General features: G+C 58.1%; 12 protein-coding genes. 9 read left to right on the top strand and 3 right to left on the bottom strand.

Annotated elements, in window-relative coordinates; translation table 11 throughout:
* The first annotated feature begins 482 nt into the window (after nucleotides 1-482).
* The 5 genes from PROAA_RS16350 to PROAA_RS16330 all read left to right on the top strand — a co-directional run bounded on the left by PROAA_RS16350 (nucleotide 483) and on the right by PROAA_RS16330 (nucleotide 4,233).
* On the top strand, nucleotides 483-1,847 hold the full coding sequence (locus PROAA_RS16350) for a TrpB-like pyridoxal phosphate-dependent enzyme (protein WP_186412369.1): 1,365 nt from the start codon (nucleotides 483-485) through the stop codon (nucleotides 1,845-1,847).
* Between the two features lie 17 nt (nucleotides 1,848-1,864).
* Nucleotides 1,865-2,566 (top strand): SPOR domain-containing protein, encoded by a 702-nt coding sequence (locus PROAA_RS16345; RefSeq protein ID WP_186412368.1) that lies wholly within the window; start codon nucleotides 1,865-1,867, stop codon nucleotides 2,564-2,566.
* The gene (gene coaE, locus PROAA_RS16340) at nucleotides 2,563-3,174 is read left to right on the top strand and encodes a dephospho-CoA kinase (protein ID WP_186412367.1); all 612 of its coding nucleotides are present in this window, start codon (nucleotides 2,563-2,565) and stop codon (nucleotides 3,172-3,174) included. Before PROAA_RS16345 ends, coaE begins: the two co-directional genes overlap by 4 nt.
* Before the next feature lie 109 nt (nucleotides 3,175-3,283).
* Entirely contained in the window at nucleotides 3,284-4,039 is a 756-nt protein-coding gene (gene zapD, locus PROAA_RS16335) for a cell division protein ZapD (protein ID WP_186412372.1), read from the top strand.
* A complete protein-coding gene (locus PROAA_RS16330) occupies nucleotides 4,039-4,233 on the top strand; it encodes a DNA gyrase inhibitor YacG (RefSeq protein WP_186412366.1) in 195 nt (64 codons plus the stop codon). Before zapD ends, PROAA_RS16330 begins: the two co-directional genes overlap by 1 nt.
* Before the next feature lie 10 nt (nucleotides 4,234-4,243).
* Here PROAA_RS16330 and PROAA_RS16325 read toward each other — a convergent pair whose 3' ends face one another.
* Nucleotides 4,244-5,203 carry a Nudix family hydrolase gene (locus PROAA_RS16325; protein WP_281182281.1) on the bottom strand — a complete coding sequence of 320 codons (960 nt, stop codon included), beginning with the start codon at nucleotides 5,201-5,203 and terminating at the stop codon, nucleotides 4,244-4,246.
* Complete coding sequence (locus tag PROAA_RS16320) at nucleotides 5,200-6,102, bottom strand: ATP-binding protein (protein ID WP_186412370.1); 903 nt, start codon at nucleotides 6,100-6,102, stop codon at nucleotides 5,200-5,202. Before PROAA_RS16320 ends, PROAA_RS16325 begins: the two co-directional genes overlap by 4 nt.
* Before the next feature lie 50 nt (nucleotides 6,103-6,152).
* Between PROAA_RS16320 and mltA the strand changes: the two genes are divergently transcribed.
* From mltA to PROAA_RS16300, 4 genes are all read left to right on the top strand, one after another.
* On the top strand, nucleotides 6,153-7,385 hold the full coding sequence (mltA, locus tag PROAA_RS16315; protein ID WP_186412365.1) for a murein transglycosylase A: 1,233 nt from the start codon (nucleotides 6,153-6,155) through the stop codon (nucleotides 7,383-7,385).
* A gap of 160 nt (nucleotides 7,386-7,545) precedes the next feature.
* Nucleotides 7,546-8,748, top strand: a complete 1,203-nt coding sequence (locus PROAA_RS16310) for an ammonium transporter (protein ID WP_186412364.1) — start codon at nucleotides 7,546-7,548, stop codon at nucleotides 8,746-8,748.
* Nucleotides 8,749-8,870: 122 nt separating this feature from the next.
* Complete coding sequence (locus tag PROAA_RS16305) at nucleotides 8,871-9,332, top strand: methyltransferase family protein (RefSeq protein ID WP_186412363.1); 462 nt, start codon at nucleotides 8,871-8,873, stop codon at nucleotides 9,330-9,332.
* Nucleotides 9,333-9,440: 108 nt separating this feature from the next.
* Nucleotides 9,441-10,430: an aldo/keto reductase gene (locus tag PROAA_RS16300; RefSeq protein ID WP_186412362.1), complete on the top strand. Its 990-nt coding sequence runs from the start codon at nucleotides 9,441-9,443 to the stop codon at nucleotides 10,428-10,430.
* A gap of 142 nt (nucleotides 10,431-10,572) precedes the next feature.
* On the opposite strand, the gene PROAA_RS16295 is transcribed toward PROAA_RS16300, so the two are convergent.
* On the bottom strand, nucleotides 10,573-12,091 hold a 1,519-nt coding region (locus PROAA_RS16295; RefSeq protein WP_186412361.1), incomplete at its 5' end, for an ATP-binding protein.

Here is a 12,091-nt window from a genome sequence, read left to right as displayed (position 1 = left end):
TTCTCTTCCTCTTCTTGTGTATGGCATATCAGAATTCGATCAATTGAGAACACGCCCTAGTGTCTTATAAGCAAAATGCGTTCCAAAATATCCAACGCCTTGATTCTTGGTGACATGTGGAAGTCATCTTGGTGAGTTTTGAGCCTTCCTGTAAAAAATCTCGACAATCAAATACTCTAGAAGGCTAGTTGGTTGTTTGGCTTGTCGATTATGCCTTATCGATTCTGGCCAAAATGCTGCCGAATATTCTAAGAAAACAGTTGTTGCACCGGTTCGTTCTGAACCACGCGTGCCGAATACGCATTTCGACGGTGCCGCTTCATGTCGTGTATACGCGTATTCGTTGATAGTAATTCGAGGCATATTCCAGGGAGCTGCAATTCGTCTGCAATTTCGCCTGCCAATCGCACACCTGCTGCATGAGTTTCGGGCCGCGGCTATACTTGCACTTCCCTTGCCGAGAAATCTTTCAGGACGCTTTGATGGAATCGTTGCGCTTTGTGTTGCCCCAATCCGAGATTCCTACGCATTGGTACAACGTCGTTGCCGACATGCCTAGTGCACCGCTGCCGCCGCTTGGGCCGGACGGCAAGCCGGCCACGCCGGAACAGATGGGCGCCATTTTTCCGATGGCGATTCTCGAACAGGAAATGTCGAGTGAGCGCTGGATCCCGATTCCGCAGCCGGTACGCGAGATTTATCGTTTGTGGCGTCCGTCGCCTTTAGTTCGCGCTGCAAGGCTGGAAGAGATGTTGGGGACGCCGGCAAAAATCTACTATAAGAATGAAAGCGTTTCGCCCGCCGGTTCGCACAAACCGAATACCGCTGTGGCGCAGGCCTATTACAACCGGCAGGCCGGCATCAAACGCATCACTACCGAAACTGGCGCCGGGCAGTGGGGTTGCTCGATGGCCCTGGCTGGCCAGATGTTCGGGCTCGACGTCCGGGTCTACATGGTCAAGGTCAGTTACCAGCAGAAGCCCTATCGCCGTTCGATGATGCAAACCTGGGGCGCCGAGGTGTTCGCCAGCCCGTCGAACCTGACGCAGACCGGACGCGAAGCACTCAGCAGGGATCCGGATAACATGGGCTCGCTCGGTCTGGCGATTTCCGAGGCGGTGGAGGAAGCCGCTTCGCGCGCCGATACCAACTATGCCCTCGGCTCGGTACTCAACCATGTGGCGCTGCACCAGACGATCATCGGTCTGGAAACCCGGAAACAACTCGAACTCGCCGGTGACTGGCCGGATGTCGTCTTTGCCCCTTGTGGTGGCGGGTCGTCGTTTGCCGGTCTGGCTTTCCCGTTCATCGCCGATAATGCGAGCGGCGGACGGAACGGAAAGTCGGTGCGACTCGTCGCGGTCGAGCCGACGTCCTGCCCGTCGTTGACCAAGGGTGACTACGCGTATGACTTCGGCGACGCTTCCGGATTTACCCCGCTGATGAAGATGTACACGCTCGGGCACGACTTCATGCCACCGGGAATCCATGCCGGCGGTCTGCGCTATCACGGTGCTTCGCCGCTCGTTTCCCAGCTCTATCACGAAGGTCTGATTGAGGCGATGGGCGTGCCGCAGCTGGCTACCTTTGAAGCTGGAGTCATGTTTGCCCGCGCCGAAGGCATCATTCCGGCGCCGGAGTCGAATCATGCCATCCGTGCCGCCGTCGACGAGGCCTTGCGCTGCAAGGAAAGTGGCGAGGCCAAGACCATACTCTTCAACTTGACCGGACATGGCCACTTCGACATGGCATCGTATGATCGCTATTTTTCAGGTGAACTGGAGGACTTCAGCTACCCTGAAGCCGCGATCAAGGAATCCTTGCAGCATTTGCCAAGATTTGGCTGACCCTGAGGAAAATCCGAATGCGCATCCTTGTTTTCCTTTTGATCCTGGTCAACTTGTTGTTTCTCGCGTGGACCCAAGGCTTGCTGGGCTCGTCTTCCAATCCCGACGCGTTGCGAGTGCAGCAGCAGCTATTGGCCGATCAGGTGAAAGTGGTATCGCGCGATGAACCGCCAGAGGTAATCACCCCGCCTGAAAAACCCAAGAAAGTCGTAGAAGTCAAGGCCGTCGATATCTGCCTTGAGTTAAGCGATTTGCCGATCGCGGAAGTCGCACAGGTTGAAGGAATGCTCGCCGAGAAATTGCCCGTTTTCAAGTCGGAGCGCACTGCGATTTCCGGCACTTCGAGCTATTGGGTCATCATTCCTCCATTGGCCAATAAAGGGGAAGTGGACACAAAAGTCGCCGAATTGAAACAGCTCGACATTTCCGAGTTCTTCGTCGTGCAGGAGAGCGGGCCGTACAACCGGGCCATATCGCTGGGCCTGTATACCAGCAATGCGGCGGCGACTTCGCAGCTCGAAAGGCTGCGCAAAAAGGGCGTCCGATCGGCCAGGAATATTGAGCGTGTCGTAAAACCGACGACAGCTTCGCTTGTAATTCGAGGACCTGCCGCACAGGCCGATTCGCTGAGCCAGGCCATTCTTGGGGTGCTGCCTGAGAGCAAGCCGGTGGTTTGCAAGGCGCAGTCAAGTGCGGCTGCGGGTGTGACTGCGGAATGAGTTTGATCGTTGGCCTGACCGGCGGGATTGGTAGTGGCAAGACGACGGTTGCGGACTACTTTGCTTCTCTCGGTGCTGCAGTGGTGGACACCGACGTCATCGCGCACGAGCTTACCGTCGCGCAGGGCGCCGCCATGCCGGAAATCGAAGCAGCATTCGGTGACTCGGTACTGCTCGCGGACGGTGGTCTGGACCGTGCAGCGATGCGCCGACTTGTTTTTTCCGACCCGTCGGAAAAATGCCGGCTGGAAGCCATTCTTCATCCGATGATTCGCGCCGCGAGCGAAGCGCGTTGCCAATCTGCAATGGCGGCGAGGGCGCCTTATGTGATGCTGGTCGTCCCGCTGCTTCTTGAGTCCGGCGCTTATCGCGAGCGGGTCGATCGGATTCTGGTCGTTGATTGCGACGAGGATGTGCAGATTGCGCGCGTCACGGCCCGCAGCGGCCTCTCGATCGAGGAGGTTCGGGCGATCATGGCCACGCAGGCATCACGGCCCGAACGACTGGCGGCGGCGAATGACGTTGTTTTGAATTCGGCAGGAACGGAGCAATTGATTGCACAGGTTGTTGCCTTGCATCGACATTATCTTGAGCTTACAGTTTTATGACAATATGCATACCAAGTTAGCGTAGACAGTTAATGCGGACCGTTGAGATTTTGTTGCAAATGCCTCAGAATGAATGCGTTTTTCTCTCATTTTTTCATCTGGCGGCCTAGTGATTACATACGAGTATCCTTTCAATGAGCGCATCCGCACACTATTGCGCCTTGAGGATTTGTTTGACAAGGCCAGCTACTTTGTCGAGCAGGAAGGTACACGTGAGCACCACGTTGTCCTGCTGACGCTGTTCGAGCTTCTCGAAGTCGCCGGCCGTGCCGACCTCAAGATGGATCTGATTCAGGAACTTGAGCGTCAACGTCAGACCTTGCTCGTTTTCCGCAATAATCCGGAAATTTCAGAAGAAGCGCTGTCCGGGGCGCTCTACGAAATCGAGCAGGCCGCTACGGCACTGCTCGGCATGACCGGCAAGATGGGTCAGTATTTGCGTGACAACGACTGGCTGATGGGCATCAAGAGCCGCGCCGTCATTCCGGGCGGTGTTTGCCAATTCGATTTGCCCACCTACCACTACTGGATGCATCAGGATTCCGCTGTGCGCCGCGAGGCTTTGCTTAGCTGGCTCAAGCCCTTCATGCCGCTGCGCAACGGGCTGGCTATTGTGCTCAGGCTGTTGCGTGGCAGTGGGCGCATGGAGCATCAGGTGGCAGAGCGTGGCGCTTTCCAGATGATGCTGGGCGGTGGCGGCGCCCAGATGGTGCGGGTGTCACTCGAACTGCACGAGCCGTATGTGCCTGAAATTAGCGCCAACAAATACGCCCTGAATATCCGTTTTACTTGTCCCGATTACGATCACCGCCCACGGCATGCGGAGAGCGATGTCGATTTCGATATCGTTTTTTGTAACCTTTGATGTCCAGGGATCGGCTCAAGGTGAGTTGCCCGCAATGCGGCGGCGAGACGGTATGGAGCGCCGACAACCGGTTTCGCCCGTTCTGCTGTGAGCGTTGCAAGATGATTGATCTCGGTGCGTGGGCGTCGGAATCGTACCGGGTACCTGTGCAGGAAACGGCCGACCCGGTTGACGAGCCTCCGCCGGCGGAGTGATTCACCGCGCTCACTGCCCCCAGCCACGCATCTGCGCGATGCCGTGAGCACCGAATTCCCAGGCCATTTCAAGCATGTCCGTCCGCATCCCGCCGAGCGCAAACACCGGCAGGGGTGATTGCTCGATCAGACTTGCGAATTCGCCCCAACCCATGCCTTTGGCGCCCGGGTGAGTGGCAGTTGGCGAGACCGGGCCCAGCACGACAAAATCAAGACCGAGCGACGTCGCGCATTGGAGTTCCTCCGTCGAATGGCAGGATGCGGCAACCCAGGCGAATGACGGGCGCCGCTTGATCTGCTTGAGCCGACCGGCGGAGAGATGCAGGCCGCTGGCACCTACTTCGTGCGCCAGTGCCTCGTCATCGTTGATCAAAACGCGAGCATCGGCATGGCGGCTGGCCAGCGTCACCACGCCCTTGGCCAGTTGCAAACGCGTAGAGGACGGCAGCGTCTTGTCGCGTACCTGGATCAGTCGCAGTCCGTCTGTCAGAGCGCATTCCAGTCTTGCCAATTCCGCATCGATGCCGTTCCCCGTCGCGTTGGTAATGGCATAGATTGACGGCAATTCGAGCGCGCGCAGAATCGGGCCGTTGGCGGGCAGAATAGGAGCGACGGGCGGTGTGGCGCCAGTTTTCATCCAGACGAAGCCGCTGTGCTCGATTGGCGCGATTTCGCCATGCCACGAAACGACGCGAAAGAACTTCAGGCGGACGGTGGCGTGCGGGTAGCTGAACTCACAGGACAACCATGGCCACGCACGATCAACGATGATTCCCAGCTCTTCGTTGAGCTCGCGCACCAGCGCTTCGCGCAAGCTCTCACCCGGCTCGACCTTGCCGCCGGGAAATTCCCAGAAGCCCGAATAGGGCTTCCCTTCCGGTCGCTGCGCGAGCAGGAATTCAACACCTTCGTCCATCTCGCGCAGCAGAATGGCCACGGCGACTTCCGTCACTTCGATCACTTCAGTCACTTGCCACGCTTCCCTCCGATCGACTTGCAATCACGTTTTCCCGCCCGATCCTTGGCGAACTGCCAGGCTACGCGCCCGCTACGCGAACCTCGCATCAGGGCCCAGTTGAGCGCTTCACGTTCAGCCTGGTTGATTTCCGACGCGCTGCAACCGAAGTGCTCGAGCCAGTGCGCGACGATGTTGAGGTAGGCATCCTGATCAAAGGGGTAGAAAGAAAGCCACAGACCAAAACGCTCAGAGAGCGAAATCTTTTCCTCAACAGCTTCGCCGGGATGAATCTCCTCGCCGACTCGTTCGCTTTCGAGATTCTCCGCGAAATACTCCGGCATCAGGTGACGACGATTCGAAGTGGCGTATATCAACACATTGTCCGGTGCGCAGGAAATCGAGCCGTCCAGTACAACCTTCAGCGCCTTGAAGGTGGCGTCTCCGGCGTCAAACGAAAGATCATCGCAGTAGATGATGAAACGTTCCGGGCGGCCTTCAAGCAGTTCGACGATGTCGGGCAGGTCGATCAGATCGCCTTTTTCAACTTCGATGACACGCAGTCCCTTCGCGGCATATTCATTGAGCAGTGCCTTGATCAATGATGACTTGCCCGAGCCGCGTGCGCCGGTGAGTAGCACATTGTTTGCCGGCTGCGCTGCGAGAAACTGCCGCGTATTGGCGTCGATGCGCGACTTCTGATCGTCGATATCCTGCAAGTCCCTAAGGCGGATCGCGGCCGGTCGAAGAATCGCTTGCAGATACCCGGACTTGCCGCGCTTGCGCCAGCGAAAGGCGACGGCGGCCTTCCAGTCCGGCGCGGGGGACGCAGGCGGGAGCAAAGGCTCGATACGCTCAAGCAGCTTTTCGGCGCGTGCAAGGAAATTGGCGAGCTGCTGAGTCGGATCGTTCATCGGGAAGGTATACTTTGCAGGATTCAAAACCCCTGCACTTTAGCCAAACCATGTCAAAAAGCCAAACAAGAGCGCTTCCCCTGCTCGCTGCAATCCTTCTTGCGACCTTGCTCGCCGCCTGTGCCACGGTAAAGGAGGCGCCCGTCGCGCCCTGCCCGGTGTGTGCCGTGTGCCAGCAATGTCCGGCACAACCAGTTACCCCCGTGGTTTTGCCACCGGCCAAGCCGATGCAGGCCGCGCGCTGGAGCGATCTGCCGGGCTGGTTGGAGGACGATCTGGCCGCCTCGCTACCGGGCTTTTTGAGTTCGTGCCGTGCTTTGGCGAGCAAGCCGCAATGGTTGTTGTGGCGGGCCGCCTGCGAAGAAGCGAAAGGGCTGGCACCAAATGACAGCGCTGCGGTGCGCCGCTTTTACGAGTCCCGTTTCGAACCCTACCTGCTGACCAATCCCGACAATACGACCAACGGGTTGGTTACCGGCTATTACGAACCTCTCCTGCACGGCTCGCGCAGACGCAGTGCGAATTTTGCGCAGCCGGTATTGGGCGTACCGTCCGACCTGTTGACCATCGAACTGGCCGACGTGCTGCCGGATCTGAAGAACATGCGTCTGCGCGGCCGGCTGCAGGGAAACAAGGTCATACCGTACTATCCCCGCGCAGATATCATTTCCCGCGAACAGGACTACGCTGATCGCGTGCTGCTCTGGGTGGATGATCCCGTTGAACTCTTTTTCCTGCAGATTCAGGGTTCCGGTCGTGTCAAACTGCCCGATGGAAAGCTGGTGCGAATCGGTTACGCCGACCAGAACGGTCACCCCTACCGTTCGGTCGGGCGCGTACTGATCGACCGCGGTGAGCTCCAGCCTGACCAGGCCTCCATGCAGGGTATTCAGGCCTGGGCGCGAGCCAACCCGTCAAAGCTGGACGAAGTGCTCAATGCAAATCCAAGCTACGTGTTCTTCCGCGAAGTGCCGTCCAACGGAAATGAAAACGCCGGACCGCAAGGTGCCCTGGGCGTGCCACTGACCCCCGGACGCAGCATTGCCGTTGATCCGCGACATGTGCCGCTCGGAGCGCCGGTTTTCCTGTCCACGACACAGCCCAATTCGTCCGCACCCTTGCGCCGTTTGACGCTGGCGCAGGATACCGGCGGTGCGATTCGCGGGGTCGTGCGTGCCGACTTTTTCTGGGGTTTTGGTCCTGATGCGGGCAGTCAGGCCGGACGAATGAAGCAGCAAGGCCAGATGTGGGTTCTTCTGCCGCCAGGTGCCGGGCCAAAATAGGGCACGGAAGAGGTTCCATTTCGGTGCACATTGCAGTGCGAGCGCACCAACGCGGTGCCAAGTTCCTTGTTGGCTTGTTCCTAACTCATTGAAATATAAGAACACGCCTCGATGGAATAGAACTTGCAAGCGTGCCCCAAATTGAAATCCAGGAGGTCGCATGGAAGCACTCAAGTCGGGTAGTGACGTACTGTTCATCTTGTTGGGCGGCATCATGGTGCTGGCCATGCATTCTGGCTTTGCCTTTCTCGAACTGGGCACGGTTCGGAAGAAGAATCAGGTGAACGCGCTGGTCAAGATTCTCGTCGACTTTTCAATATCGACGATCGCCTATTTCTTCATCGGTTATTCGATTGCCTACGGCGTCAACTTCTTTGCTGGCGCTGAAACGCTGATGCAGAAAAACGGTTTCGAGCTGACCCGTTTCTTTTTCTTGCTCACCTTTGCCGCAGCAATTCCCGCAATCATTTCCGGAGGCATCGCCGAGCGCGCCAGATTCAATCCGCAGCTGGTCGCCACGTTTCTGATCGTCGCCTTCATCTATCCCTTCTTCGAGGGCATAGCGTGGAATCAGGCCTATGGCGTTCAGGCTTGGCTGAAGGCCAGTTTCGGGGAAGAGTTCCACGACTTCGCCGGCTCGGTTGTCGTACATGCCATGGGCGGCTGGATTGCGCTGCCTGCGGTGGTATTGCTCGGCGCACGTTATGGACGCTACACCAAGGAAGGACGGGTTTCAGCGCATCCGCCGTCATCAATTCCTTTTCTTGCCCTCGGCGCGTGGATCCTCACCGTTGGCTGGTTCGGCTTCAACGTCATGAGCGCTCAAACGCTCGACAAGATTTCTGGCCTGGTCGCAATGAACTCGTTGATGGCCATGGTCGGTGGCACGCTGGTGGCGGTCGTGCTTGGCAAGAACGACCCCGGATTTGTTCATAACGGCCCGCTGGCAGGTCTGGTGGCCGTGTGTGCAGGTTCGGACATCATGCACCCGATGGGCGCGCTGGTGGTGGGTGGCGTCGCCGGCGCATTGTTCGTCGTCATGTTCACACTGACCCAGAACCGCTGGAAGATTGACGACGTACTCGGTGTCTGGCCGTTGCACGGCCTGTGCGGCGCCTGGGGCGGCATTGCCGCCGGCATCTTTGGACAAAAGGCTTTGGGCGGACTCGGAGGCGTCGCGTTCTTGCCGCAGTTGCTGATGACCGGTATGGCGATCGCCATTGCGCTCGTCGGCAGTACGATCGTTTACAGCGTGCTCAGGTCGACGATTGGCCTGCGTCTTGATCGGGAGGAAGAATTCGATGGCGCAGATCTCAGCATCCACCGTATCTCATCCACGCCGGAGCATGAGTCGAACTGGTGATTCTGTCACGGTAGGGATTTGTCCGGTCCAGCCGCCGGATGCATGCCCGTACGTCCGGCGGTGTGGGAGGGAGGCGCCGTAAACGCCCCTTTCTATTCCGATTGTGCATCGGCCTCGACCGCGTGAGCGCTCTCGAACTCAAAGTCCCGCCGGTTGCTGTCGTGCTGGTTTTTGGAGTCGCCATGTGGCTCGTCTCTGTTAACGTGCCGTCGCTGGCAATTGGCTCGCCGTGGCGTATCGTGGTCGCCGCCGCCCTTGCCGGTGCAGGCCTCGTCATCAGCATGATCGCGGTGGTTGCGTTCCGCAAAGCCAGGACGACGGTCAACCCCACCAGACCCGGCACCACGTCGGCCCTGGTTACCTCGGGTGTTTACGGCCTGAGCCGAAATCCCATGTACGTCGGTATCCTCCTCGCGCTCACCGGGTGGGCAGTCTTTCTCTCCCATACACTGGTCTTCGCATTTCTGCCCGCCTATGTTGCGTACATGAATCGCTTCCAGATCTCACCCGAGGAGCGGGCGTTGTCCGTTAACTTCGGCTCAGAGTTTGTGGCTTACAAGCAGTCCGTTCGCAGGTGGCTATGAGGCACGACAGGTTTTTTGCAGGCGAAACCGCCAATGATTGCCTGAGCAACGGTGTCTGGGTTGATGCAGTGTGTTAACCTTCGATCTTGCTTTTCCGTAAGGGGGTCAATGAAGACACGACAGTTGGGCCGTAATGGTCCGCAAGTATCGGCTCTTGGCCTCGGCTGCATGGGGATGAGCGATTTTTATACGGGGCGAGACGACGCCGAATCGATTGCCACGATCCATCGCGCGCTTGAGCTTGGCATCAACTTTCTCGACACCGCCGACATCTACGGTCCGCACACCAACGAAGAACTTGTAGGGCGCGCCATCAAAGGTCGGAGAAGCGATGTCTTCCTCGCGACTAAGTTTGGCATCCTGCGCGACCCGAAGGACCCGCTGGTGCGCGGCTTCGACAGCCGGCCCGAGTATGTGCGCCGTGCGGTGGAAAGCAGCCTGCAGCGTCTCGGCGTGACGACGATCGACCTCTATTACCAGCACCGGGTCGATCCCAATGTGCCGATCGAGGATACGGTGGGTGTGCTCGCCGATCTGGTTCGACAGGGAAAGGTGCGCTACATCGGTCTGTCCGAGGCTTCCGCGGCCACTCTTGCGCGCGCACACAACATACATCCCATTACCGCGTTGCAGACCGAGTATTCGTTATGGACACGCGACCCGGAACTTGAGGTGCTTGCCGCCTGTCGCCGACTGGGGATCAGCTTCGTTCCGTACAGTCCGCTCGGACGCGGATTTCTCACTGGCGCGATTACCCGGCCCGAGGATTTCGCCGCTGACGACTACCGACGTTCGAGTCCACGTTTCCAGGGAGGCAATTTTTCGAAGAACCTTGAGCTGGTCGAAAAGGTCAAGTCCTTTGCCGTCGAAGTGGGCTGCACTCCCGCGCAACTTGCATTGGCCTGGGTCCTCGCTCAGGGTGACGACATCGTTCCGATCCCGGGCACCCGGCGGCGGAAGAATCTCGAAGAAAACATGGGTGCGCTGGACGTTCAACTTACATCCGCCCAACTTGCCGAGCTGAGTGAGGTGTTTCCGTTCAAGGCAGCGAGTGGTGACCGATATCCCGCGAACATGATGGGCGCAGTCAATCGCTGAGCTCTGAGCACTGTCGTCCGAGCGCTTTTTGAACAGGCTCAAATAAAGAAAAGCCGGGGAGTGCAGAACGTCTCCCCGGCTTTGCCTTGTCGTTTCGAAGGCAGAGGCGTCAGATACGCCTCTAGCCCTCGAATGGATTGACTTACGCGAACTCGATAATGACTTGATCGACTGACAGGATTTCTCCGGGCTCGGCAACGATCCTCTTTACCAGACAGTCCTTCTCCGCCTTGAGGATGTTTTCCATCTTCATCGCTTCGATGACAGCCAGCTTTTCTCCGGCGCGAACCTGTTGTTTGTCCTGAACCAGAATTTCCCGCAGCAGGCCGGGCATTGGGGAGAGCAGGAACTTTGAGAGGTCCGGCGGCAGTTTCACCGGCATCCTTGCCAGCAGAAGGTCTGCCTTTGGCGTCATTACAACGGCCTTGACCTGCTTGCCGTAGTGGCTGATGCGATACGCCAGACCGTCACGCTCGACTTGCATGCAGAACGGCTTGCCGTTGCAGGTTCCACGGAATACCAGTTCCCTGAAAAGCCAGTCCGATACGATGTCATAGTGTTTGTCGCCGCAGTGGGCCGAATAACCGCCGGGAATCGGATCAAGAGTGACCTTGTGATGTGTTCCTTCGATGGCTACCACCCAGTCCCTGCCCACTTTGCGCTCATGGCCAGGCATCTGGTCGCTGATCTTGACCGCGCGTTCGATATAACGGCGCCGAGCAAACGCGGCGACGGCGGCCAGCAACCCGGGGTCGTCATAGGGAACGTCGGCAGCGACGAAGCCTTCCGGGTATTCTTCGGCGAGAAAGGCCGTTGTAAAGATGCCGGAAACAAAACGGGGATGCTGCACCAGCGCGGCCTGGAAGGGGATATTCGAGCTGAGGCCGCGAATCAAGAAGACGTTCAACGCTTCACGCAGGCGCTCGATGGCCTGATTGCGATCGTCGCCGTGGCAGATGAGTTTGGCGATCATCGAATCGTAGTGCATCGATATTTCGCCACCCTCATATACGCCGGTGTCCACACGCACCTCGTTTTCGACGGCTTCCGGCGGCTGGAATCTGATCAGTCGCCCGGTCGAAGGCATGAAACCCCGGAAGGGATCTTCGGCATTGATTCGACACTCGATGGCCCAGCCCTTTGGCTTGATATCGGCTTGAGCAAAGGGGAGTTTTTCGCCAGCAGCGATCCGGATCATCAATTCGACAATGTCGAGCCCGGTGATCATCTCGGTCACCGGATGTTCGACCTGCAAGCGCGTGTTCATTTCGAGGAAGTAGAACGATTTGTCCGAGCCGACAACGAACTCGACGGTTCCTGCGCTCTGGTAGTCGACTGCTTTGGCGAGCGCGACTGCCTGCTCGCCCATCGCTTTCCTGATCGCGTCATCGATGAATGGCGACGGCGCTTCCTCTATGACTTTCTGGTGGCGGCGCTGAATCGAACACTCCCGCTCAAGAAGATAAACGGTGTTGCCATGGGCGTCAGCGATGATCTGGATTTCGATGTGGTGCGGTCCCTCAACAAACTTCTCAATGAAGACGCGATCGTCGCCAAAGCTGTTGCGCGCTTCATTGCGGCAGGAATCAAATCCTTCCGAGGCCTCAGTATCGTTGAAGGCAACGCGCAGCCCTTTGCCGCCACCGCCGGCCGAGGCCTTG

Origin of the sequence: Candidatus Propionivibrio aalborgensis (assembly GCF_900089945.1) — a bacterium.
GTDB classification, from domain to species: Bacteria; Pseudomonadota; Gammaproteobacteria; order Burkholderiales; family Rhodocyclaceae; genus Propionivibrio; species Propionivibrio aalborgensis.
This window is presented reverse-complemented; position numbering and strand designations above follow the sequence as displayed.